Source organism: Staphylococcus sp. GDX7P312P, assembly GCF_008385775.1.
GTDB lineage: Bacteria > Bacillota > Bacilli > Staphylococcales > Staphylococcaceae > Staphylococcus > Staphylococcus haemolyticus.
Map to the genome: position 1 here is coordinate 14,400 of NZ_VUKI01000006.1, position 25,274 is coordinate 39,673.

25 protein-coding genes and 1 pseudogene are annotated in these 25,274 nt (G+C 30.5%); 6 read left to right on the forward strand and 20 right to left on the reverse strand.

Features of this window, described 5'->3' with window-relative positions:
• Positions 1 to 12: 12 nt before the first annotated feature.
• From F1592_RS03260 to F1592_RS03275, 5 genes are all read right to left on the reverse strand, one after another.
• On the reverse strand, positions 13 to 612 hold the full coding sequence (locus tag F1592_RS03260; RefSeq protein ID WP_053016295.1) for a hypothetical protein: 600 nt from the start codon (positions 610 to 612) through the stop codon (positions 13 to 15).
• Positions 605 to 1,324, reverse strand: a complete 720-nt coding sequence (locus tag F1592_RS03265; protein ID WP_149809673.1) for an ImmA/IrrE family metallo-endopeptidase — start codon at positions 1,322 to 1,324, stop codon at positions 605 to 607. The genes F1592_RS03260 and F1592_RS03265 overlap by 8 nt, the downstream gene beginning before the upstream one ends.
• Positions 1,317 to 1,670 carry a hypothetical protein gene (locus F1592_RS03270; protein WP_223197205.1) on the reverse strand — a complete coding sequence of 118 codons (354 nt, stop codon included), beginning with the start codon at positions 1,668 to 1,670 and terminating at the stop codon, positions 1,317 to 1,319. Before F1592_RS03270 ends, F1592_RS03265 begins: the two co-directional genes overlap by 8 nt.
• A 119-nt stretch (positions 1,671 to 1,789) precedes the next feature.
• The gene (locus tag F1592_RS13575) at positions 1,790 to 1,936 is read right to left on the reverse strand and encodes a hypothetical protein (RefSeq protein WP_154266286.1); all 147 of its coding nucleotides are present in this window, start codon (positions 1,934 to 1,936) and stop codon (positions 1,790 to 1,792) included.
• 62 nt (positions 1,937 to 1,998) lie between these two features.
• On the reverse strand, positions 1,999 to 2,958 hold the full coding sequence (locus F1592_RS03275; protein ID WP_053016292.1) for a helix-turn-helix transcriptional regulator: 960 nt from the start codon (positions 2,956 to 2,958) through the stop codon (positions 1,999 to 2,001).
• Positions 2,959 to 3,118: 160 nt separating this feature from the next.
• On the opposite strand from F1592_RS03275, the gene F1592_RS03280 reads away from it, so the two are divergent.
• Positions 3,119 to 3,484: a DUF4870 domain-containing protein gene (locus tag F1592_RS03280; RefSeq protein WP_053016291.1), complete on the forward strand. Its 366-nt coding sequence runs from the start codon at positions 3,119 to 3,121 to the stop codon at positions 3,482 to 3,484.
• Between the two features lie 50 nt (positions 3,485 to 3,534).
• Here the strand turns inward: F1592_RS03280 and F1592_RS03285 are convergent, their stop codons facing one another.
• The 7 genes from F1592_RS03285 to isaB (F1592_RS03315) form a co-directional block, all read right to left on the reverse strand.
• Positions 3,535 to 4,530 carry a LacI family DNA-binding transcriptional regulator gene (locus F1592_RS03285; protein WP_053016290.1) on the reverse strand — a complete coding sequence of 332 codons (996 nt, stop codon included), beginning with the start codon at positions 4,528 to 4,530 and terminating at the stop codon, positions 3,535 to 3,537.
• A 430-nt stretch (positions 4,531 to 4,960) separates the two neighbouring features.
• On the reverse strand, positions 4,961 to 5,722 hold the full coding sequence (locus F1592_RS03290) for an alpha/beta hydrolase (protein WP_107609920.1): 762 nt from the start codon (positions 5,720 to 5,722) through the stop codon (positions 4,961 to 4,963).
• A gap of 194 nt (positions 5,723 to 5,916) precedes the next feature.
• Complete coding sequence (locus tag F1592_RS03295; RefSeq protein WP_033079670.1) at positions 5,917 to 6,600, reverse strand: Crp/Fnr family transcriptional regulator; 684 nt, start codon at positions 6,598 to 6,600, stop codon at positions 5,917 to 5,919.
• A gap of 34 nt (positions 6,601 to 6,634) precedes the next feature.
• Entirely contained in the window at positions 6,635 to 8,065 is a 1,431-nt protein-coding gene (gene arcD, locus F1592_RS03300; RefSeq protein ID WP_053016288.1) for an arginine-ornithine antiporter, read from the reverse strand.
• A gap of 168 nt (positions 8,066 to 8,233) precedes the next feature.
• Positions 8,234 to 9,469: an arginine deiminase gene (arcA, locus tag F1592_RS03305; RefSeq protein ID WP_011274693.1), complete on the reverse strand. Its 1,236-nt coding sequence runs from the start codon at positions 9,467 to 9,469 to the stop codon at positions 8,234 to 8,236.
• Positions 9,470 to 9,825: 356 nt separating this feature from the next.
• Complete coding sequence (locus tag F1592_RS03310) at positions 9,826 to 10,290, reverse strand: arginine repressor (RefSeq protein ID WP_011274692.1); 465 nt, start codon at positions 10,288 to 10,290, stop codon at positions 9,826 to 9,828.
• A gap of 186 nt (positions 10,291 to 10,476) precedes the next feature.
• Positions 10,477 to 11,052 carry an immunodominant staphylococcal antigen IsaB family protein gene (isaB, locus tag F1592_RS03315; protein WP_037538237.1) on the reverse strand — a complete coding sequence of 192 codons (576 nt, stop codon included), beginning with the start codon at positions 11,050 to 11,052 and terminating at the stop codon, positions 10,477 to 10,479.
• Positions 11,053 to 11,438: 386 nt separating this feature from the next.
• Between isaB (F1592_RS03315) and F1592_RS13580 the strand changes: the two are divergent.
• Positions 11,439 to 11,561: pseudogene (locus F1592_RS13580) on the forward strand (YolD-like family protein); the annotation flags it as partial.
• 87 nt (positions 11,562 to 11,648) lie between these two features.
• Here the strand turns inward: F1592_RS13580 and blaI are convergent.
• A complete protein-coding gene (gene blaI, locus F1592_RS03320) occupies positions 11,649 to 12,029 on the reverse strand; it encodes a penicillinase repressor BlaI (protein WP_001284658.1) in 381 nt (126 codons plus the stop codon).
• Entirely contained in the window at positions 12,019 to 13,776 is a 1,758-nt protein-coding gene (gene blaR1 / locus F1592_RS03325; protein WP_001096367.1) for a beta-lactam sensor/signal transducer BlaR1, read from the reverse strand. The genes blaI and blaR1 overlap by 11 nt, the downstream gene beginning before the upstream one ends.
• A 106-nt stretch (positions 13,777 to 13,882) precedes the next feature.
• Between blaR1 and blaZ the strand changes: the two genes are divergently transcribed.
• Both blaZ and F1592_RS03335 read left to right on the forward strand, forming a co-directional pair.
• Complete coding sequence (gene blaZ, locus F1592_RS03330) at positions 13,883 to 14,728, forward strand: penicillin-hydrolyzing class A beta-lactamase BlaZ (protein ID WP_000733621.1); 846 nt, start codon at positions 13,883 to 13,885, stop codon at positions 14,726 to 14,728.
• Positions 14,729 to 15,040: 312 nt separating this feature from the next.
• Positions 15,041 to 15,451, forward strand: a complete 411-nt coding sequence (locus F1592_RS03335; protein WP_000612779.1) for a YolD-like family protein — start codon at positions 15,041 to 15,043, stop codon at positions 15,449 to 15,451.
• Positions 15,452 to 15,493: 42 nt separating this feature from the next.
• Here the strand turns inward: F1592_RS03335 and F1592_RS03340 are convergent, their stop codons facing one another.
• The 4 genes from F1592_RS03340 to F1592_RS03355 are packed head-to-tail and all read right to left on the reverse strand — an operon-like array spanning position 15,494 to position 20,421.
• Entirely contained in the window at positions 15,494 to 16,864 is a 1,371-nt protein-coding gene (locus tag F1592_RS03340) for a hypothetical protein (protein WP_000368920.1), read from the reverse strand.
• A 4-nt stretch (positions 16,865 to 16,868) separates the two neighbouring features.
• The gene (locus F1592_RS03345; protein WP_000410574.1) at positions 16,869 to 17,234 is read right to left on the reverse strand and encodes a DUF6262 family protein; all 366 of its coding nucleotides are present in this window, start codon (positions 17,232 to 17,234) and stop codon (positions 16,869 to 16,871) included.
• An 8-nt stretch (positions 17,235 to 17,242) separates the two neighbouring features.
• On the reverse strand, positions 17,243 to 19,306 hold the full coding sequence (locus F1592_RS03350; protein WP_000026851.1) for a tyrosine-type recombinase/integrase: 2,064 nt from the start codon (positions 19,304 to 19,306) through the stop codon (positions 17,243 to 17,245).
• Positions 19,307 to 19,308: 2 nt separating this feature from the next.
• Positions 19,309 to 20,421: a tyrosine-type recombinase/integrase gene (locus F1592_RS03355; RefSeq protein ID WP_000706213.1), complete on the reverse strand. Its 1,113-nt coding sequence runs from the start codon at positions 20,419 to 20,421 to the stop codon at positions 19,309 to 19,311.
• A 195-nt stretch (positions 20,422 to 20,616) separates the two neighbouring features.
• Here F1592_RS03355 and F1592_RS03360 point away from each other — a divergent pair, with 195 nt between their 5' ends.
• Complete coding sequence (locus F1592_RS03360) at positions 20,617 to 20,901, forward strand: YolD-like family protein (protein ID WP_223197206.1); 285 nt, start codon at positions 20,617 to 20,619, stop codon at positions 20,899 to 20,901.
• 110 nt (positions 20,902 to 21,011) lie between these two features.
• Here F1592_RS03360 and isaB (F1592_RS03365) read toward each other — a convergent pair whose 3' ends face one another.
• Positions 21,012 to 21,542, reverse strand: a complete 531-nt coding sequence (gene isaB, locus F1592_RS03365) for an immunodominant staphylococcal antigen IsaB family protein (RefSeq protein WP_053016286.1) — start codon at positions 21,540 to 21,542, stop codon at positions 21,012 to 21,014.
• A gap of 201 nt (positions 21,543 to 21,743) precedes the next feature.
• Here isaB (F1592_RS03365) and F1592_RS03370 point away from each other — a divergent pair, with 201 nt between their 5' ends.
• Positions 21,744 to 22,262, forward strand: coding sequence for a hypothetical protein (locus tag F1592_RS03370; protein WP_053016285.1), 519 nt, complete (start codon positions 21,744 to 21,746; stop codon positions 22,260 to 22,262).
• 94 nt (positions 22,263 to 22,356) lie between these two features.
• On the opposite strand, the gene F1592_RS03375 is transcribed toward F1592_RS03370, so the two are convergent.
• Positions 22,357 to 25,173, reverse strand: coding sequence for a YhgE/Pip domain-containing protein (locus tag F1592_RS03375; protein WP_053016284.1), 2,817 nt, complete (start codon positions 25,171 to 25,173; stop codon positions 22,357 to 22,359).
• Between the last annotated feature and the right edge of the window lie 101 nt (positions 25,174 to 25,274).

The following is a 25,274-nucleotide window of genomic DNA, read 5'->3' on the forward strand; positions in this document are numbered from 1 at the left end:
AATAAAATCATATTACCTCATTAATTGCTTCAATTTATCCCATCTTGGGTCTTGTTTAGTATGTTTGTGATCATGGTTTTGTTTTTTCATTTTTAGTTGTTTGGTATCAACTTGTTTTTGAATTTCAAGTTTCTCTTTGAAGTTGGTGCTGTAATTATCTAAGATGTCTATCCAATTGACGAAGGTAAATGTTTCATCTAATGTGTCTTCAACTTCTTCTTTGAACTTTCGATCGTTTGTTTTAAATCGATGTATGTCTTTATGTAAGGCGTATAGTAAACTTGTAAATTCACCTTTGTTTTTTTCTAAAATATCTACGGTTTTTAATCCGTATTCACTAAGTGTGTGATTGATGCTTGCTTGTGACAATGCATCAAAATCGTCAAAATGTATAACTCTGACATCATGCTGGTCTTTTAAATTTTTAAATACACGCGCTACATTTGAAAATTCTTGCGTATTACTTTGCCATTTTAGTATTTCTTTTTCTACAACATCGGAAAATTGCAAATAACCGTAATATGCAATAATACGTTCATAATAGCCTGATAATATAAGATATACCCATATATCTGTATCAACAATTGGCGGCGTCATACCCTTATTAGTCATGATTGAGGACCTCTATTTTGTCGATAATTTCATTGATCTTTGCTCCAGAAACGAGCCCTTCATTATAGTTATGTTCTAGCACCGTCATAATATTAGGCGAGATTTGAATATCATTTGTCGGTTCTAAGATATCTGTTGGTAAATCATTATCTGTGTAAATTGCATACAATTGAGCCTTGTGATCTATTCGAGAGAGTGCACTCAATTGTTGATACGTATCACGTGGAATAGGATTCAGCTGCATTGCTCTTATCATAGCTGCACCAAAACTAATCTGATAATGTACACTCATGCGCGCAATCACATCGGGGCACATAATATCATCATATGCTGCCATCCATTTTTGAATTTCTGCATTTGGTAATAACACAATACCTGCAAATATTTCCGCTTCTCTTTCTTCCAATGACTTATGATTAAAATCACTAATTCCATTCTGATGATTCATGTAATGGTGGTATACTTCATGCCACATCGAAAATTGTTGACGTCCTTTACTATGATTTGTATTCACAAAGATGAACGGAAATCGATCCTTCTTCATATAAAAACCGGATAAATTATTAGGTGCTTGTGCTTTTACAATGTAGTAGCCCATTTCAGATAACACTTGTGTTGAATTCGTTATCGGATATTGGAGTTTGTGATCTGAAATGAATTGTTCAGCTACTGGAATAATACGTTCTATTGTTTCACGGTATGATTCAGTCACGCGACTCACTTCCAATCTTTAATTGATATGTCAGCAATTGGAAGATGTCATCGAGTTGTTTGACTCTGTGGTTAATTTCTTCTGTATTCTCCAATGCACGAAATGAAATGCTATCTAAGTCTTCTTGAGGTAAATGTTCTAGAAGTATTTCAGGTGTTGTCTTTAATATTGTAGCTGCGAGTTGATAATCTTGCGCTAGCCATATTAAAGATGGATTTAAAAGCTTAAGTAGCTGCTTAGTGTCATAGTCATGGTGTTCAGCATACATAACTGGTTCTAAACCACTGAGTTCTATTTCTTTTTGTATGCGCTTACTTATTTCGACTTGCGTGTATTTGGGTATCATATGTATTCCTACCTTTTGTATTTGAATGATACATTTTTATTATAATTATTAAATTAATATTTTGCTATACTTTTTATATTTAAAATAAGGTATCTATACAATTTACTAAAAAATAACAATTAGAAATATTTGTTTTTGTTGACTTTACTACATAATTCTCTTTTATACATTGTTACGATAACTTGTTCTACTTGTGTTCTTAGAAATTTAGGTTTTAGCAGTGCTTTTTTAGCTAACTTCTTCGCTTCGTTATCTAGTTTAATCATTATTACAACACCTCTATGACTAATTTGATAACATTTTACCGCATAGCATAGACAAAAATTGTCTACCTATAGTTCCCAAGTATCTTTTCAATTTCAGCTATATGTTTCTCTTTCAAACTATTTGGCGATAGCACTTTGATACGTGAACCTTGAGATAGTAGCCACATTAAAATACCATCGCCGATGACTTCAATTTCTACTACAAATCGGTTATTGGTGTAATCTTTTTTCAATAATTGAGCAGTTGGGAACCGATCAAGAACGGATTCTATAATCCCACCATTAAATTCAAAGCTCACTTTCTTCCAATGACCGCCATACATGAAATAGATACGTTGTTTCAATGCACCTTCTCTAATATAAGGTGAATTCGGAACGTTAAATTTAGTGTTCAATACTTTATATTCTTGAATTCGATCTATCCTAAAAATGAGTACCTGCTCTTTATCATTAACACCTACTAAATAAAAGTACAGTTCAGAAAATGTAATATACATCGGTTTGATGACATGTGTACGCCCTTTGTTCATTGCATTAAAATAGTTAAATTCAATCACGCGATTTTGTTGAATAATATGATTTAAATCCCAAACTTTATTTAATAATGGCTCTCCATGATTCATGGGCTCATAATGAACTAATTCAGATTGAATGGCCTTTTCAATTACACGTTGGTTCTCATCAGACATATGTTTCGTAAGGTTATTCACAATCATTTGTAATTCATCTTCAGATAGTCCTCTTGTTGAAATAAGAATTTTTAATATCGCTAGCACCTGTGTTTTATCAAAAGTTTCACTACTATTGTGGACCATTTCATATTTACGGTCTGTCGTATTCATCGTTATCTTCAAATGCGCCATATCCGTTCTGTTAGCAAAGAAGTCATTTAAATGTGCGATATAACGCTGCACGGTTCTGTCAGATTTTTTACCTATGATGTCGCCTATTTGTGCCTTAGATAAGCGTTCGCCAGACATAAACTTTAAATACAGCTCTAGCGTGTCAGTTGTTTTAGTCATAGTTACCTCCCATTTTTGGAAAATGAATGATTCTACTTTATTAAACAACAATAAAATAAAAAATGTAAGATACATCTTTTTACTACGACAAAAATTGACGTACCTTGTAGGTATACTAAGCTCAAGCAGTTCAAAACACTTAGAAAGTTGGGAATAAAGAATGAATTTGCAAAACCAATCCAAACATCCGCAAATGTTTAACCATGTTTCAAAAGAAGATAAAACACTGGCAATGATTATGTGGGTCTTAACCTTTTTCACAAGTTTTGTAGCACCTTTAGTGATTTGGTTAGTCAAAAAAGACGAATCTGAATACATTGATAAGCAAGGGAAAAATTGCCTGAATTTCGCTATTAGTTACGGTATCTACGGTATTGTTAGTTTCTTATTGACTTTCATTTTAATTGGTTATTTCGCTCTAATGGCTTTAATCATTGCCAACATCACTTATACGATATTAGCAATTGTTTCATGCAATAAAGGTGAGGATTACGTCGTTCCATTCACAATTGAAATAATTAAATAAATCAAAACAAGCCTTCCACTTCGTTTAAAATTCGAAATGGAAGGCTCTATTTATGTGCTTTGTCGTTCTACGATATTTAATTTTAATACATCATCTTTGATTTCAAATTCTGTCTCTTCAAGTAATGCCAATAAATAGTTAATCAATTGCTTACCAATGTCATTGACTGGTTGATTGACTGTCGATAATGGAATCTTCAAAAAACTAGAAATGGGTTGGTTATCATATCCCATAATGGCGATTTGGTTAGGAATATCTATTTGATGGGCAGTCATAAAGTGCATTAACCCTAATGCCACTTCATCGCTACCTGTAAATATAGCATCTGGTAACTGTTCTTGCCGCAACAATATTTTCCCTATCTGCTCACCATCTTCAATTGTATGAACATTATTAAAAATCCATTCATTTCTAATATCTAGACCATTATCTTTCATCGCTACTCTAAATCCGACATTTCTAGGTTTATTGAAGCAATGATCATAGTAATTATTGTCCGTGCAATAAGCTATGTTTCGATATCCTTTATTAATTAAGTATTGAATGGCATCATACGTCGTTTGACGTTGGTTGGTATGTATAATCTTTACTTTATCAGACTGCATTGATTGATCTGCCGATAAAATAATAGGTCCATATTTCGTATACGTCTCTAAAACCTCTATGTCATTTTCAAGTGCGCCCATAATCACACCAGCAATGTGTCTTTGCTTAAACATATTTAATAATCTTAATTCCTCTTCTTTATCATTATATGTTTGCATAATTAACGTATGGTATGGTGTGCCTTTAATTTCTTTATCAATTGCATCAATCAAATACGCGAAATATGGATTCGTAATTCTAGGTACAATGATACCAATCGTATAAGACTTGTTAGAACGCAATTGCATAGCGACTGAATTAGGCACATAATCAAGTTCATCCATCGCTTGTTGGATTTTAATTTTCTTGTCCTCAGAAATATAAGGATGATGATTTAAATATCTTGAAACCGTCGATATAGATAACCCTGCTCTCTGAGCTACATCTTTAATTGTTGCCATAGTACCACCTTTGATGAAAACGTTTTCATTATCAATGATAGGTTGTTCCCTAATTTTTGTCAATCACTCAAGTTAGATATTCAGCATTTTAAAAATTATTCAAAGCACGGGAGTGGGACAGAAATAATATTTTCTCAAAATTTATTTCGTTGTAACCCCAACTTGCTTAGCTTGTAGAATTTCTTAATAAAATTCTTGTTGTTGGGGCCCCGAACCCCAACTTGCTTTGCTTGTAGAATTTCTTTAAGAAATTCTCTTTGTTGGGGCCCGCCTACCCCGGCAAGGATGACTAGGTTTGAAAAAAGCTTGATTCAAGCGCATTTTCAAATCAGTCAGCTACTGACAAAATGATAAAGTAGGCTGAGACATTTTATTTTGTCCCAGCCTCGTGCTATTATTCATCATTTTGATTCCAAATTCATTTTCATTACTATTCTTCTACTAACCATTCAATTGTGCGTTTGATGGCCTTATCCCAGAATGCATAATCATGTTCTCCAGGACCTTCTTCATATTGATAGTCAATTCCTTTATCATCCAAGTATGTCATAAATTGTTGATTATCTTCATATAAGAAATCTTCTGTACCACATTGAATCAACAACTTAGGTATAGTCAATCTTTTTTCGACCGCTTCATCAACTAAATGATATGTATCGAGTTCAGTACCTTTGATAGTTGTATCTTCCCCTGTAATTGCTTTTGGTACGAAATCAGGATAATCAAGTTCCATTAACCCTTGCGCTTGAAAGACAGCAGACAATGGCGATGCTTTAGAGAAGAGTCTTCCTTGTGTTAATGCAAATTTCATCGTGCCATAACCACCCATTGAATGACCTGCAATAAAATTATCTTCACGTTTTGGTGATAATGGAAGTAGCTTATGAGCGTAGTGATACACTTCCAATATATGGTCATAATAACTATGACCGTACGTCATATTTGCATAACCACTATGATCTGCATTCGGCATTATGATAGCTAATTGATGTTCATCTGCATATCGCTCAACACTGGTAAAGCGTGTATACGACGTTGCATCACTTGATAATCCATGCAATAGCATAAGTGATTTATAAGATTTAGGTGATTGTGTTTCGTCGAAGAAACTAGCGTCTTCTGGAATAATTGCTACAAATGATTGTTGCATACCTAAAGATGGTGATAAGTAATTGATTGTCATGAGTGCCATGTTGATTGTCGCCCCTTCTAATAATAAATGATTATATCTATTTTACACTTTTTCTGAAAAAGGTGTTACCCAAGCATGCAAAAAGACGTTAGTGATGTCACCAACGTCTTAAGTAGCAATTATTGTGTTTATATCGGTTTGGTAGTTTAATATAAACGCTTTTTGTATATAAAGGGGGCTTTGTGTCTTATTTATTACTTTATAACCATCCAGTTTTTGCCATTTTTTATTAATTTTTTCTCTTCTTTTAATTCATGTACAATATGGCCAGTTGTTTCACGTGAAATACCTGCTAAATCACTCAGTAATTGAATGGTCATGATATGTTTAATTTCGTAGAATTCATCATGATCGTATCCTATTGCATGGCATAAATAATATAATACTTTCTCAATGCGCTCTCTCGCCAACTTTGTGGTTAATGCCATATTGTATTCCATTAGTAGTTCAAGTTCGTTATTTAACTTTTCGAACAGTGTAACAAATATGTCGTCATGATTTTTACATAGATATTCCAACATATCTTTAGGTATGCCTATTACATTACATGGTGTTATAGCTGTGCACATCTCGTTTAATTCAATTTTTCGAAAGAGATGATTTAACGGAAATAATAGCTGCTCTTTATTCAGTTTACGATAAGCGTCCCCATCTTCATTAATTGTTTCACGCAAAACAATACCGTCTAGTAACAAATACACATAGGTGGGCTGATCAGATGAATAATATATGATTTGTCCTTTATTGTAACGTCGCACGAAACATTCACTCTTGAAAGCTTGAATGACACCTGTTGGAATATTTAAGTAAGACGCTAATTGTTTGAGTCCTTCACTTAAATCATTATCTCTGTTGTTGATATATGTCTTTCCGGCCATTGAGATACACTCCTAAATCTTTTAAAACTTTTTATTAGAATACTGAAACGCTTCCCATCGCTAAGCGAATGATACCTATTATTGCAAGTATGATAATGACTGCAAACAAGATATAGTCACCTTTCGTTAATGGTTTATGGTTATTATGTTGTACGAAACGATAAACAAATAGACCAGGGATGTAGAGCAACATGGTTAATAACAAGTAATCTATACCTGCAGCGTATACAAGCCATATCGCATAGATTGATGCAATAATACCGATTGCCCATTGTTTCACTGTAGCGTGTCCTTTATGCTCTATTGTGTATTTTAATTGATAAAAGGCACTAAACATATACGGAATTAAAATCGCGCTTGATGCAAGTGAAAACGCAAATTGATATGCACTATCTGTAAATAACATGCTAATTAAGAATATTTGTACTAGAATGTTTGTAATTAATAATGCATTGATAGGTGCTTTATTTTTATTTTCTTTAGCAAACCATTTCGGGAACAAGCCATCTTTAGCCACTATAAATGGTAGCTCACCAGCTAGTAATGTCCAACCAAGCCATGCACCTAAAACAGAAATAATTAAACCAATATTAACGAGTACTGAACCCCAATGACCAACGATGTGTTCTAACACTTGTGCCATTGATGGACTTGCAAGATCAGCAATTTGGTTTTGTTGAATAACGCCTTGTGCCAATACGGTCATTAAGAAGTAAATAACAAGTACTGAAACAAGTCCAATTACTGTAGCTGTACCTACGTCTTTTTTCGATTTAGCACGACCTGAGAATACCACTGCACCTTCAATACCAGTGAACACCCATACGGTTACAAGCATTGTACTCTTAACTTGAGACATTGTATCGCCCCAACTAAATATACCTGTACCACCGCTTGTCATTCCGTAGAATCCTGCTTTAAATGTATCGAAATTAAATACTACAATCATACAAATGATGACTAAGAATATAGGGATTAACTTTGCAACAGTTACAATACTATTGATAAATGCTGCGGTTTCAACACCTCTAAGTATTAAGAAGTGCACACCCCATAATAAGAAGGAAGCGACGATAATACTTGGTAGCGTATTACCACCTTTGAAGATTGGGAAGAAGTTACCTACTGCTGACATCAATAATGTTGCATAGGCTACGTTACCTAGAAACGCAGCAAACCAGTAGCCCCAAGCACTTGAGAAACCAATAAAATCGCCAAATCCAGCTTGTGCATAACTGTAAATTCCACCTTCTAAGTCTGGTCTTACATTAGTGAGATTTTGGAAGACAAATGCGAGTGAAATCATTCCAATTGCGGTGATAATCCATCCAATCATAATTGCTAAACCACCGGCTTGACCACCCATATCAGAAATGATGTTGAACGCACCGCCACCAATCATAGAACCAATGACTAAACCAATAAGTGACGTTTTACCAAGTTTGTTTGTGTCTGATTCATTCATAATTCATTTCCCCTTCTAAGGAGGATTACTTTTAAATTAAGGGCTTGAAGCATCATTATTCAATTATCTGGTAACCCTGCTTCAAACCCTTCTCCTTGTGTTATATTTCTACATCACTTTCCCTGCGATGTATTTTTCAAAAAAGTCCTTACGTTTGCTCGAAATACTTTAAATATCTTCTCTAAATAATGGTTGGCTCATACATCTTGGGCCCCCACGTCCACGAACAAGTTCACTACCAGTAATTTCAAGCACTTTAATGCCTTTATCACGAAGTAATTGGTTTGATACGTAGTTTCGGTCATAAGTAACGACCACACCTGGGCGTATACATAGCGTGTTTGAACCGTCATTCCATTGTTCACGTGCGCCGTCTATCACGTCACCATTACCAGTTGGGATAAACTCGATTTTTTCAACGCCAAGTACGTCTGCTAGCGTTTCACGTAGTTTATTAGAATGTGTAATTTTGATATCATCTTTTGCTTCATCGTATTCAATCGTAAATAAATTCATGTTATTTTCTTCTTTGAAAATAGCTGAATGTACTGTGAATTTATCGTAGTCAATCATTGTGAATACTGTATCTAAATGCATGAACGTACGACTATTTGGAATTTCAATCGCAATTACTTTTTTGAATGTCGTAGATTCATCTTTAAATATATTACGTGCTAAGCGTTCAATTGCTTGTGCTGATGTACGTTCAGAAATACCAATGGCTAAAGCTTCTTTAGATAGAATTAATTCATCTCCACCTTCGATATTAAATGGTGAGTTTCGGTCTAACCATACTGGCACATCTGCATCTTTAAATCTTGGATGATATTTTAAAATGTATGTCATAAATAGTGATTCTCTGCGACGTGCTCTCCAATACATTCTGTTAATTGTCATACCTCTACCTACTGATGCTTGAGGGTCACGTGTAAAGTAAAGGTTAGGCATTGGGTCTAAATAGAATGGATATCTATCATCCATATATTCAACGAGATGTGTTGTTTTAAGTTCAATTTCTTCTTTTCTTACACCAGCCATAATTTTGTCGATTAATTCTTGATCTGATAACTTCGCAAAAAACGTTTTAATTTCAGCTTCATGTCCTAATACTGTTTTTTGAGATTCTGCAAGAATATCGTCAATGAACTGTTCTCGCACATCTTTATCTGCAATTGCTTCAGCTGCTAGTTTTTCTAAATAAACAACTTCCACACCTTCATCACGAAGTGTTTGTGCAAATTTGTCGTGCTCTTCTTGCGCCACTTTTAAATAAGGAATATCATCGAATAGCAAGCCACTTAAGTGATCTGGTACTAAATTTTCTAATTCTTTACCAGGTCGTTTGAGTAATACTGTTTTTAATCTACCGATTTCACTGTTTACTTGAATAGGTCCTTGTGTCATATTCATTTCCTCCTTTATTTATCTACAATTAGAGTATAAAGCGCTTTCAAAAATGTTTATGTGATTGTTTTCACAATATGAATGTGTGCTAGTTCATGCTTTCTGGTTATTCAATGCATATTTGTGATTGAATATACAAAATCATTAAGTATTTGGTGCTTTTTATGTATATTCCATTTATTTTCGCATGATAATATTTTTAAGAAAAGTTTTTTATGCATTATTCTGTATTTATAAACACCCGTGATTTGTATCTACATTTATATAACTACTTAGGTTATGAACATTATAATTTAGGTGCGTTACACTCTATTATAGATAATATAAAAAAGTAAATCTACATTATATTTTATACATTAATTTGAATATTTATGATTAAATAATTTATAATGCACATATTTAGCCATTTCTTCAGAATTAGTTAGTACCATCAATGTGTCATTGCCACCTACTGTCCCTAATATTTCATTAATATTCATTCGATCAATAAAATAATTAATGCATTGCGCAAATCCTGGAGATGTTTTGATAAGTATGTAGCTATCTTTTATTATGATACTTTTAATTTCACTGTCGTAATAATGTAGCAGTTTCGTTTTAGCATCCATTTGTTGCGTATTATCTAACTTTTTATAATAGGATTGATTACTTACAGCTGGAACTTTAAAAATCTTTAATTCTTTCAAATCTCTTGAAATCGTAGTTACGCTATAGCGTACCCCGAAATGCGTATCGATGTAATCTGCAATCTCTTCCTTTTTGTTAAATCGGTTATTCTTAACTACCGTTGCGATGAGATCTAGACGTTTATTCTTTTTCATATTATAAACTCCCTCTATCCCTATACAGCCTACTGCTATATTTATGTTTTACTTTTAACGTATCATTTTTTTGTCTTTCTTTGTGTGGGGTATTTCATAAAATCTGTTATAAATTTAATTATTTACATAAAAACACCCCAAAAGTAAGATTTATTATCCAACTTTTGAGGTGTCTTTCAAGTTATGCTATTTTGTTTCTTTCATAGCTTGTTTTACAGTGCTATAGCCCATTACCACGCGATCAACTTTACCGTTATCTACATCAAACCATACCGTCATTCCTTTTGAATTTGGTTGGTAGAAATAGATGCCTGTTGTATTATGCTTATGGTTATTTACCTTTTGTAAATCTTTTCCGTAAGTTTTATTTAATTGATCCAATGTCATTTTACCCGTTACGTTTAAATCAAGTAATGATGCTGTTTTACCATCTTTCGAAACGTTTCTAAAATATTGATCATATTTTTTCACATTTTTAGATGATGTTGTTGCTTTCAATTTAATACCATTGAATGTGACATTTTCAGCTTTTACCGCATTTTTAAAATGTTTATCTAATACAAAAGATACGTCTTGACCTGCATATCCTTTATAATTGTAATATGCAGATGTCGCGTTCGCTTTAGAATGAGTTGTGTTTGTCGTAGCTTTAGATTCAGCATGTGCAATAGATGTTTCCGTTAATGCACTCGTAACACCTACACCAAATAATGTGCTTAGTGCTAATGTCGTTGTGACTAATGTTTTTGTAGTTTTTCTCAAATTAGAAGCCTTCTTTCTTTATAACTAAACATATCATACGCTATTCATGACTGTTATACAATTTTGTTTAACTAATTAGAAGTGTTTGATATTTGATGTAATGTTGTTTATAATTACACAAAATTAAATTTCACAAATCGTTAAATAATGTTTTTATATAAATTATGTTATACTAAATATAGGAGTAACATCCCCATTAACTCCTTCACAAAAAGTTATATTATGTAATGACTATAGCCATAAGTTTACTTCCCCTTTGTTAAACTTATGGCTCTTTTATATAGTCTTTTTTACTTTTCCAAAATAAATATAAAATTAATTTATATTGTAGAAAACCACTTCCAAAATACGAACATATGTTCTATAATGAATTTGAGGTGGTTAACATGATTCCAAATCCTAATGCGCCAGATGAGTATAAATATGAAACAGATTATCGTAAAATACCAAGACAATATCTAGACGCTAACATTCCTCAAGGACGTGGCATGGTGAAGTGGGCTCCGTTTATTATATGTACTAATCTCATAAAAAATCTAATTTAATAGGGTTCAAACATAATTTATATATGTATTATGTTTGAACCCTATATCTATTTATTTTTTACTAATATCATTTAAAATGTCTCGCAATTCTTCAATTTCTTTGTTATTTAATTCTTCATTTTTCGCAAAATTAAGCACTAAACTTTTCATATCCCCTCCATACAATTTATTAAGAAAGGTTTTAGCAGTTTTCATTTTAATATCATCTTCTTTAATAATTGATGAGTAAAAATAAATATTATTATATTTATATCGTTTTATAATCTCTTTTTTATATAGTCTTGTAATTAATGTTCTAATCGTCTTATCGCTAACTTCTTTATTTTTTTGAATCTCAACTACAATTTCATTAGCTGATACTGATTTTTTATTCCATATTATATTCATAACATCCCATTCAGCCATAGATATTTCAACTTGCTTATTGGCCATTTAAAACACCCATTTCTTTTAATATTTTTTCATTTATGAATTTAGCATTTTCACCAGAGGCTTTTTCATCTGATAAATGTGTAGAAAAATAATACTTATCATGATTTGTAATTACGTAACCTACAAACCACCCATTATTATATTTCCCGTTTACTATACCTGTACCTGTTTTCCCATACAATTCATAATTTTCATTTTTTCTAATCAATAACGAAGAAGATAATTGTTTCTTTTCATTTTTACTAAAATGGTTATTTTGTTCCATCATATTTTTTAAAACTATTACTTGTTCAAGATTAGATATTTTCAAACTATCTTCCAACCAATAGGCTTTATAACTTCCCAAATTTTTATTACCATAATTTAATTGCTTGAGTTGATCAGAAGTATAGTTCTTTGATAATTGATTACTAATACGTTCGAAGTACCAATTAACTGAGTTTTGTATTGCCGTATTTAAATCTTGATCCTTATTCCAAGAATCGAAAGGATAATGATTATGATTCCATGACATACGTGAATTTTTATCACTTATAATATGACGGTCAAGTCCAAACAGTGCTAAATAAATTTTGTAAGTTGAATCAGGAGAATATCTTTTTCTACTTTCTTTTTCATTATAAATATAGTATTTGTCTTTCTTCATGCTGTACATAACGAAAGATCCACTATTTGAACCAAAATTTTTACTTTCATCTAAAATTTGGTAATCGCTTTGTAAGGGCTTTTTATAATTATAATCAGTTAAGGATTGCCCCATTAAAAACTGGCTTTGAATTATCATGATAAAAAAAGTAAAAATACAAATAAAAATTAGAATTAATTTTGACTGCTTCTTCAGATTGCCTTCTTTTATATTAATTAATCTTCTTTTGAGTAATGATTTTTTACCATTAAATGAATGGCTTAATATATTTTTGTTGAAAAATGAGGTTTTTAATACGGAATCCATAATAGCTTCCGCATAAGACTTAAATTCATTTTTGTTAATATTATTAAGGACAAATCTATCGGCTTCTACTTCATTGTCATGAATCATCTTTCTTTTTACAATTTGTATTAGTGGATTATAACTCATAGCAATAGAAAAAATATGAAAGATAATTAAATGCAAAGTATCTCTGTTTTTAGCATGAGCATACTCGTGCAATATTATATATTTTAGTTTTTTGTCATTTATACTTTTAAAATATAAACTGGGAATCAAAATAATATATTTTCCATACCAAAAAGTTATTGGAGAATGAATAGATTCTGCTTTTCGAATCACAATATTTCTTTTATATTGATGATTGAAAAGTATCTTGTTTATTTTATCTTTTTCTTTTTCATTTAGATAAAGTGACTGTTTCTTTAAATACTTAAGATATAATAAAGAATTTAAAAATTTAAAACTTAAAATAATAACTAAAACTATCCAAATAACTGTGCAGATATTATCTATTGAATCCCAATTAAACTTATGGATGTCTGTTGTAAACTCATGAACAGGTTTAGTGGTATTTATGTTAGGATTCAAATTGTGTGAATTACTTTCAACTGTGGGCTCTTGATTATTCAAATTATTAAATTTAAAAAAAGAGAATTTAATAGGGATGAAAGGAATTAATCCTGCAAGAAGAGTTAGATACCAAACTTTATAATTTAACATATAATTAAAATAGCGTTTTAATATGTACCTAAAAAATAATAACAATAAAAATATAAAACAAAAGCTTACTATGCTCATTATTAATAACTTAGCCATTTCAACACCTTCTTTCAAATATTTATAATAAACTATTGACGCGAATATTACAATTGTAATATTATTGATTTATAGAAATTACAACCGTAATATTGGAGGGTATATTTTGAAAAAGTTAATACTTTTAATTGCAATTGCTTTAGTTTTAAGTGCATGTAATTCAACCAGTTCACATGCTAAAGAGTTAAATAATTTAGAAAAGAAATATAATGCTAATATTGGTGTCTATGCATTAGATACTAAAAGTGGTAAGGAAGTAAAATTTAATGCCGATAAGAGATTTGCCTATGCTTCAACTTCAAAAGCGATAAATAGTGCTATTTTGTTAGAACAAGTACCTTATAATAAGTTAAATAAAAAAGTACATATTAACAAAGATGATATAGTTGCTTATTCTCCTATTTTAGAAAAATATGTAGGAAAAGATATCACTTTAAAAGAACTTATTGAGGCTTCAATGAAGTATAGTGATAATACAGCAAACAATAAAATTATAAACGAAATCGGTGGAATCAAAAAAATTAAAAAACGTTTAAAAAAATTGGGAGATAAAGTAACAAATCCAGTTAGATATGAAATAGAATTAAATTACTATTCACCAAAGAGCAAAAAAGATACTTCAACGCCTGCTGCTTTCGGCAAGACTTTAAATAAACTTATCGCAAATGGAAAATTAAGCAAAAAAAATAAAAATTTCTTACTTGATTTAATGTTAAATAATAAAAACGGAGACACTTTAATTAAAGATGGTGTTCCAAAAGACTATAAGGTTGCTGATAAAAGTGGTCAAGCAATAACATATGCTTCTAGAAATGATGTAGCTTTTATTTATCCTAAGAACCAATCTGAACCTATTATTTTAGTCATTTTTACGAATAAAGACAATAAAAGTGATAAACCTAATGATAAATTGATAAGTGAAACCGCCAAGAATGTAATAAACAAATTTTAATAGTCTAAATGTACTACAAAAACTGATATAATTCTATCTTTCATAAAACTTCATAATATCGAAGAACATATATATTATTTATAATTATATATGTTCTATTTTTTTATGTTCACATTTTTTAAAAGAGAAAATACTATTAACATACCAAACATCATATTCCAGTTACTATAATTATAAATGCTCGATAATCTTACTCAACTTTTCCATATAGAAAATAACTTATTTTAAATTAATTAATTAATCACATTAAAAAATTATATAATCCTTGCCAAAAAAGAACATACGTTCTACAATGATGATGAGGTGGTAAACATGATTCCAAATCCTAATGCGCCAGATGAATATAAATATGAAACTGATTATAGAAAAATACCAAGAAAATATTTAAACCCTAAAATCCCTCAAGGGCGTGGAAAAATCAAATGGCAAGCTTTTGCGACTCTCCCGCAACAGTTTGAAATTTTAGAACAAATTATAAAGGATCAAAATAAAATAGAAAAACCATTGCTAACACATGATTCATTAGATAATTTAGATCAGATTTTTCAAATAAAAATTCAAAATGATGAGTTATGTACAATCTCATATTGGGAAGACGGTAACATTTCAAAATATACAGGAAAAATTTTAAAAAAGGATGAAATTAGTAATACATTTTCCTTTTCTGATACTAACAATAATATATATAATTTAAATAATGCTAACGTTTGTAGTATCACTTAACACTATTTAAACTTTTAAAAAGTTTAAATAGTGTTCTTATAATTACCTTTTTCGAAATACTTCTAGCAAAATCATTATAAGTATCATACTGATATTAAATATATTATTTTTATCACTGAAAAAAATTTCTACTACTTGGAAAATTGATAAAAGACTTATTATTAACAAAAGTTTATTTAATTTTTCGCTTCTTTCTTCTTCCTTATATGACTGCTCCAATTCAATTAGTAATAATTCTTCTTTGTTTAATTCTTCAATATATTGTGGAGATTTAAAATCATTATTATTCTTTAGATACAAATATAAATATAAACTAGGTAAAAGCTCTGTTCTATAAATAATTGCAATAGATCTCTTGAAATTTAGTATCCATTGTCTAAAATATAGGGCTTCTTTTTTTCCATTTAAATTATATTGTTGATACCCATACAATTGTAATTCATTTAACATAGTTTCTAAGAAAAAGAAATTAGCAGAACTATTGAAATAAAGTGCCATTTGAGAACATTTTTCTAAAACATCTCCTTCTTGCTCATCCATCCAAACTACAAAAACAGATGCTTTATTCAAGAAGTTTATATAATTATCGCTATAACCATCTTGCCTAAAATGTTTACTTTTTCCTTCAAATGAAAAAATAGGCGCATTTACTAACCACTCTTGAATCTTCACGTCCTCATAGAAAGGATCATCAGTAAATTCATTTTCATTAGCTAAATAATAAACTTCAAAACCCATATTTTTAGATACTTTATATTCAAAAATATCCTTACTATTAATTTTTATAATTCTATTAATTTGTCTAGAAACATCTCTAATATTTTTACAATGTCTATTACCATACAATTGATACTGTCTTTGTCTATTATTTTTTTCTTGATTAATTAGAGGATATATCTTATCTTTTACACATGAGAAAGTACTATACAAGTCGCTTCCAAAGTTTATACTCTCTAAGTCTTCAATGATTTCTATAACAAATGTACCATTGTTAAATATAGTTAAGGTTAAAAAAAATAAATTCAAAGTGTTCTCATGAGTAATTTCAATATGTGGAGTGAATATATATTTTTTATATTTGTATCCATGTATATTATTTTGATCAAACAATCCATCATTAATATTTGCATTAGTAGCAAATTTTTCTAAAAATTTTTCTAGTTTTTCGTGATATTCTTTTGTATGTCTTTTATATCTTCCAGGTAAAATCCAATAATCATAATTTACCGGGGGGTTGTCAGGAGATAAAATGCGTATAACTCCTTTTACATTCAATAGAATTTCCTCAATTTTTTCAAACCAAGGGTTCATGTTATTATCTTTTATATTTATAGCAGTAGCATATTGATATGTTACTTTATAGCCTTGTAATTTATTAATATCTTCTAGAATCTTTTCAATTTTATTGTCCATTATTTTAAATATCCTCATACAGCCTAGAATATAAAACGCTAATTTCTTCTTTCAACATTTTTTTCTCTTTTTCTAAAGAATTTACTTTTCTTTTTAAAGAGGAGATTAACGCATCTTTACCGTCATTTTTATTTTTATGAACAAATATTTCTCTGTTTTGTTCACGTAACTTCTCTATTTTCTTTCGAATTTTATTATTTTTATATAATGTAGCTTTCGAAACTTTTGAATGTTTAGAAACGATGTTAAAGTTAATTTCTTTATTTTTTTGAACTAAATCATTTATTGCTTTATCAACTTTTTTCTCGGTTTTAACTTTTCGTTCTGCATGCAACTGTTTTAATTGTTCTTGTCTATTAAATTTTTCCATCTTAACCTCTATACTTTTATTCTATTACTTCTCCCGAATATAATGTTTCCATCTTTTATATTACCTAGTATTTCTTCATATTTATTTAATATATTTATATGCTTTTCAACCATATCTTGTCTATTATTATTTTTAGCTAATTCTATAGATTTGACCGTTGATTTGATATGTAATTCATATTTTTCAACATCTAAATCAGAAAATCCAATAGCTAAATCCTTACATGGTTTCCCAGAATTACAAGTCAGGCATGGCGGAGCTTCCATGTATGGACAATCACCACTCAATCTAGCATGACAAGTGCCATAAGGATTGTCCATTGCGTTTAATTTATGTTCTTGCCATAAAGAATTCAATGCTTTTTCAGATAGTTCACTACTATGCTGTATATTTTTAATTTTACCGTCAACATCAAAACTAAAAGCTCCTTGATCAATAACTGATTCAAAAGCCTTTCTCTTTGTATCATCAAGTAACTTAGCATATCTTAGAGTCATTTCTGGTGAGGAGTGTGCTAATAATTCTTGTATCGTTAATATATCTGCTCCACCATTTAACAATTTTACTGCATAGGTATGTCTAAATTGATGAGTTTTGAAATGGAAGATTTCTCCTTGTTCATCAATAATATTTTTAGTCTTTGATAAATGATTTAAGTGTGCTCTGACCATATGTTGTGTAAAGGGCATTCCCTTTCTTTTTCCTTTATAAATAGCAAAAATATAATTATTAGGATTATTATCTTTTGTACTTTTACTTTTAGAATCGGCTATTAAAACTGCTATTATATCAGCTAATTTATTATCAATTGGTATTCTATGTCCTTTAACAAAAGTTTTAGCAATATCTGTGATTATTGAATACTTTCCATTAACTTTTGCAAGGCAATTATTTTGTAATGTCAATACATCAGAAATTCTTAATCCTGTTTTAAAAGCTATCCAAACTACAGGTATTAAATCTTTATGCAAATCATTTATATGCTCAAAAAGCTGTTCCAATACAAAATCTGGGATATAATCAATTTGGCTACTATTTTTCTTTTCGTGTTTAGGTAAGTCTTGAGGATAAATTAAAAATCGTATATCTTGGTACGGTGCTATAGCATAGTTTTGAGTTATAATATCGTTTAAGAACCTTCTAATTGTTTTTAATTCTTCTCTCACAAAATTCTTAGTACTTTGCAAATTTTTATTAGCTGCATATTCAAACAAAAATTCTATATATGCTTCGATATGACATCTATCTAGTTCATTTAAACTATTCCTTGTTTCTTTATTTTTAGATATATTTTGAAAAAACCTAGTTAAAACTCTTATATAAAACCTTGCTGTAGCAAATGCTATATCACCAGTTATCAAACGATTTTTTAAATATTTTTTTGCTAATTCTCGCATTTTAATTGACTCAATTTTTTCAAAGTTTAAATAATTGCCAGTTAGTGTTTTATTATAACTCAATCCATATTTTTCTAAATTTCTAATATCCCATTTATCTTTTTCCCATTCTTCTCGCTTATCAATGAACTTAATTAGATTAATGTACATATTCTTTAAAAAAGAAGCCAGTCCGCTTTTGTATTCATAATCACCAAAAACTATTGTTGATGATCTTCTTTTTATTGGTATATTATTTTCAGTCAGCCAATTAAACCAGTGCTTTTCTAATGTATTTATATCACAATCAAGTAAAGAATTTAAATTTGGATAAACTTCATTAAAGAACTTAGCAATCTTATTAAGCTTTACTGCTCCAGTATTAAATAAATTAGATAAGGACCAATCCTCTTTAACTATCAGTTTCAAAAAAAGGTATTTAAATTCTAAATTCAAATTTTTACTTTTAATCCTAAAGAAAACATTTTTTCTTTTGTCTCTATAGTTCTTGATACTATCTTGAAATTGCTTGAATTTGTTAAAAGCTGTAATGTGCCACTCATCATTTTTAAAAAAGTAATCATCATATATTTCAGTTATTAAAACCTCTCCTTTTATATTGATGGTTCTACTTTGTAATGTACATAATTCATTAATCATAGTACTGTTTGTAGGTAAATTAATTGGTATTGACATAGTCATTCCCCTTTATTAAAAACTTGAAATTGATGCTTTACTTTATTCCAATCTTCACGTATATCTTCTTCAGTGGGATGAACATATAAATTAATAGTCGTTTGTATATTACTATGACCAAGTCTTTCTTGAACTTGTTTTATATCCTTAGTTTCATTATAAAAAACAGTTGCATGTGTATGGCGAAATAAATGAGGATGAACATTTATAGATGTTTTATGTTTTAGCCTTTTAAATAATGAATATATATCACTATAATTCATAGCTTCTCCTACATTTCTCCCCTTTATTTTTACAAAAAGATAATCAGAACATATTGAAAGTTCGTCAATTATTTCGTAGACATAATCATCGTATAAATCAATTAACGATTGGGAAATAAATATTTTTCTTTCCCCAGTTTTCAAATAAGTACCATTATCATTAAATCTATTTTTCAAAACTATTTGATGGCCTTTTCTAAAGTCAAATTTAATATCATCAATACGTAATGATAATACCTCACCTATACGTAATCCGGTTTCATATAGTAATTGTATTAAGAATTTATCTCTAATATTATTAGCTTCCTCTAATAATTTCTTAACCTCCGCATTAGTTAACACTTCTATTTTTTTCTTTGGTTCTTTAACTTTCAAAATATTTTTCAACGTTCTATAGTCCTTATTTATGTGATGCATGAAACTTTTATATTTTTTAGAGTATTTACTTTCCATATGCATAAAATCATAGAAATTAACATCTAATTTTTTACTCCTATAGAGATAATCATAAAAATTAGATACTACAGTCATAGTCAGATTAATTGTCTTAGGACTAATGCTTTTTTCTTTTCGGTGATAAGAGAGGACATTCTCATATTCAAAAGGTGTTTTCATCCATCTTATAAAATCAACAAAGTTATCAAAACTAACTTCTTTATAGCATATCTTTTTACTTTCTAAGTAAACAAAAAAATTTTTTAGTGCATAGGCATAGGTTTTCTTGGTATTTAAACTTTTCTTAACACTATCCAGATACTTCAAATATCTTACTGCATCTACTATAGGTTCATTATTACCATCTAAAATCATAAAATTGGTACCATTCTTAGATTTTACTTCTACTATTTTCATAATAATCTCATTTCTAATTTTAATAGTATAAGTATACACTATTCAAATTCTTTTTACATCATACATATTAAACTTATTACACGTAATAAAAAAAGACTATTTAATATTTTTACTTTGTTCATTTTTTCTTAAAATATGATTCATTTTAAACAAAATAGTCTATATTCTTCAACATATATATAACCCTTTGCGACAATGCCAGAACAATATCAACGATTGAATGATTTTATTGAGGAACAGAATAAAATTGCTATGCCTTCATTATCAGATGATCAATTCGAAAATATTAATCGACAGCTCACTTATAAATTCACACAGCACCAATTGGCAATGATTAGTTATTGGAGAAATGGCTATATCCAATCAATTGCAGCGTATATACGTCGTATCGACTCGCTAAATCACTGTATCACAATTAGTAATGAGAATGGTTCACAAACGATGAAACTCGATTTTGAGGTTATTTGTAATGTAGAGTAAGTGTGCTGCATAATTGGTGACTCATATCACTGAAACATGAGTTTTATTTTAACTAGAGATAAATTAAAGCGCATAGATGAGGAAGTCCCATTTATGCGCTCTTCTAAATATTATTTACTTGTTGTAAAGCCTACGTAACTAATATCTACTTCTACAACTTTATTGTTATTAAGAACAAATGATGTTGCTAAACCATCTTTATTTGGTTTATAAACGTAAATACCGCTACCTTTAACATCATTGTTGCCTTTTACTTTTTTCAAATCTTTACCATAAGCTTTTTTAAGTTGACTGTACGTTAAATCGCCTTTAACTATAAATTGTAATTTATTCGCTTTTTTGCCATTGCTTGTTACGCCAGTAAATTTCTGATTATACTTTTCTTTTACAGTTGTGCTATTTGTTTTAGCAAGTTTGATACCATTAAATTTAATGTTATCGTGTTTGATTGCGTTAATAAAGTTCTTGTCTGTTAAGAATTTAGCGTCTTTATCAACGTAACCATTATAAGAGTAGTAATACCCTTTAGTTTGCGTTGCTGCATGGGCAGTATCTTGTACTGGTAATACAGCGCTGCTCACTCCTAAAAGTGTTCCAAATGCTAATGTTGTTGAGGCAATAGTTTTAACTACTTTATTCATGTTAGTCCTTCTTTCTATATTAGAATTACACTTCATTTATATTATCGCACAATATATACAAACATTCACTGTACTTAAGACCTATTTATCAAAAATTTTAGTAAACAAAATTTAATATTATAAAATTGTGTAAATACTATCTATTTTATGAAGTTTTATTATAATAAGATAAAGAAATGAATTAAGGACGGAGGATACACCTTGAAAAAAGTATTGGCAGGTATCGTCATTTTATTACTTGTTGTTGCTTTAGGTTTTTCAATATTCTTTGCAGCAACTGGTACTAAACATTCAAATTCGAGTGATGATCATAAAACTGAGAAGCATGATAAAAAAGAGAAGAAAGATAAAACGAAAGAAGAACAAACTGATGAGCAATCTACTACATCTGATAATGGAGAAAATGCACAATCAGAATCAGCGTCAAACAACACTGTAAACACGCAACAAAGTTATTCTACACAACAAAATAACTCGACAACTCAAACACAACAATCTAAAACAAAAGAAAACAGTTCAAGACAAAATAGTTCAGAAAGTGCTACTTCAGAAAAGAATACTAAAGAAACACAAACACAACAACCAAGTACACAACAACCTTCTACGAAACAGCCATCAACAACACAACCTAGCACCCAGAATAAAACGACAACTAACAGTAGTTCAACACAAAGTTCAAGTAGTTCTGGTAGTTCGAGTAATTCTAAAGATAAAAATTAAGCATAGTAACAATAAATATATAGCATATAAAAAAGCATTCTAACCCATTCATAAGGCTAGAATGCTTTTTATTGTACATGTATCGTTTTCGTAATTACTCCGTCACATTACTTTCATCCACGCGTTTAGAAATTTTACGCATAATTGGATCAAGAACTGGTTTGACTAAGATGCCTAAAATAAAGAATCCTAGTCCAAATAGTATTAAGATAATCATTTTCGTAATTAAAATTTCTGGTACAATGCCACCTACCGTTTCACGTAAGGAATCTATCACATACGTGAATGGTAAATATGGTGAAATCGTTTGGAAGAACTTAGGTGCAGTTACAACTGGGAATGTTCCTCCACCACCAGCGATTTGTAATACTAGTAAAATGATTGCAATAGCTTTACCTGGATTTCCAAGTAATGACACGCATGTGTACACAATCGTATTAAAGACAATAGCACCACACAGTGCGACTAAGATAAATAAGGTCGGCGATTCAACCTGCGCTTTCAAAATAACCAAATCACCAATCGTTACAATCAACGTTTGAATGATACCCATCATTATAAAGAAAGCACCTTTACCTAAATAAATTTGACGTTTCGTCAACTCATCTTTCAAGGCTTCATGTTTATTATCTACAGACAATAAACTTACTAGTAATAATGCCCCTACCCATATAGATAAAGAGGTATAGAATGGTGTCATACCTGAACCATAATCTTTAACTGGAAAGACATCTACTTGTTTCTTATGAATAGGATTCGCAATCACGTCGGCTTGTTTCTTCAAGTCATTCTTCAACGCATCAATCACTTTATCTACCGCATCATCTTCGTCTAATTTTTTAAATATTTTATTCGCTTTGTTTAAATCTTTTTCAATATCTGGCAAACGATTTTCAGAGAAATTAGCTAAGTTTGCTAACGCTTCTTTCGCACGTGGTTGATTTTGATTTAATAAATCAACGGCATTGTCATACTTATTGAACAATGACGGCAAGTTCGTATTTACTGTTGCTGTCGCATTCGCAAGTTGTTGCTCTAAATCTGGCAAATCATTACGAACAAAGTCAGCTGCATTCGCTACGTCTTTTTTCACTGTAGGGAAATACTTCTGAGCAGTTTGCATCGCATTAATATAGGTTTGTTCTAAAGCAGGTAATTCGCTTTGAATGTTAGCTATACGATTCTGTCCATCTGTAACTATATCCTGACCAGCAATGATAACACGATTAATCGTATTTAATTTAGATTGAACGTCTGATAACGTATTCTGACCTTTGTTTAATTCTTGTGTAATTTGATTAGATACAACTAACAAACGATTGTTTAAGTCATTTTTAATGAAATCACGATAGTTACCTAACGCTTTATTTAAATCTGGTAACGAACGCAATACGTTAACTGCTTCTGCTTTACCTGAACTACCATTTTTCAGTGCATCAATGAGTTGATTCGTTGAACGTAATGAATCACTGATACGATTATTGGCACTCTCTACTTGTTTAATTTGAGACGATAAATCGACATGTTCTCTTTTTTCTAATTCTTTTAAAACGTCTATCAATTGTTGATTACTTTTCGAGCTATTTTCAAGACGTGTTTTTAAGTTACGTAACATGTCATTAAATTCCGTTGGTCGATTAGAACCAATAACACCATAAGATATATCTTTCAAGGCTTTAATGTCTGACTGTGTTGCTTTCGCTTGATTATCAGAATTACTTGAAAGTGTTAATAATGCTTCTGCAAGCGCACTATTCATAGACTTCACGTCATTGTTTGAGACGATTTGATTATCGTTTACCGTGTCCTGGCTACTATCTGTGCTCAACTTCTGAATTTGATATTGAGGAAGTCCCGATGTACTTTGTTGACGCAATGCACTATTGGCTTGGTTATTTACTTCTTGAGCACGCCCTGCCGCTTCTTGATAATCACCTACACGTTGCTGAGCAGATGTAAGATAACCTTGTGCATCATTTAAACGCGTATTCGCTAAATCAAGCCCCTCACTAGCAATATCCACGCCTCTATTAATCTTAGGAAATTGTGCCGGTATATCATTAGAAGCTACATCTAATAGTTTCTCAATGTTCGGCATATATTCATTAAGTGCTAAGATGAGTTTTGCCTTTTCGTTAAGTGACGGAATGGCCGCATTCACATCATTAAGCTTTTGTTGCGCATCTAAAATATCACCTTTGTAGTTACCTAACGCACGGAATTGATTTGCATATTTATCAAGATCATCCTGATGATCATTCAAATATTCAATTCGATCCGCAATTTTATTGATTTGTGGTAATGAGTCATGTGCTGCATAAACTGCATTTTTAATTTTATTAATTGTAGGTACTTCATCCTCGAGTTGAATACCCACTTTATTCGCTTCTTGTAGTAACGCTTTCGTGACGGTTTCATTGAACTGTTTATTCGCTTCGTCTACGATGACCGTTGACCCTGTATCGGTCATTTTCGGTGCGACGGCATTGATTTTTTGATTAACTTTATATTCGATATCGGCTTTTTGTGGTTTCTTTCTTAATGTGCCAGTAATTTGATGGGAGAATTCTTTAGGTATGTATATGCCAGCATAGTATTTACCCATTTTAATTTCATGGTCTGCCTTTTCCCGGCTAACAAATTGCCAATCAAATTTATCGTTTTTCTTAAGATTATCTTCTAATGTATTACCAACATTAATTTTCTTGCCACGAACTTTGTCACCCTTGTCCTCGTTTACAACGGCAACCTTGATATGACCTGTATGACTATAAGGATCCCACATAGCCCATAAGTTGAACCAAGCATAGAAAGACGGTAATATCGCAAGTCCTGCTAGTATAACCCAAACTGCTGGCGTCTTAGCAACTCGCTTCAAGTCCGTTATAAATAATTTTAGTGCGTTTTTCATTTTCACACTCCTAAAAATGAAATATTAAGATTTTATCTCAAAATGATATTAAGCATTGTTTTTTTCTTTATAGAGTTAGTATAATACTTTTATTAAGCAAA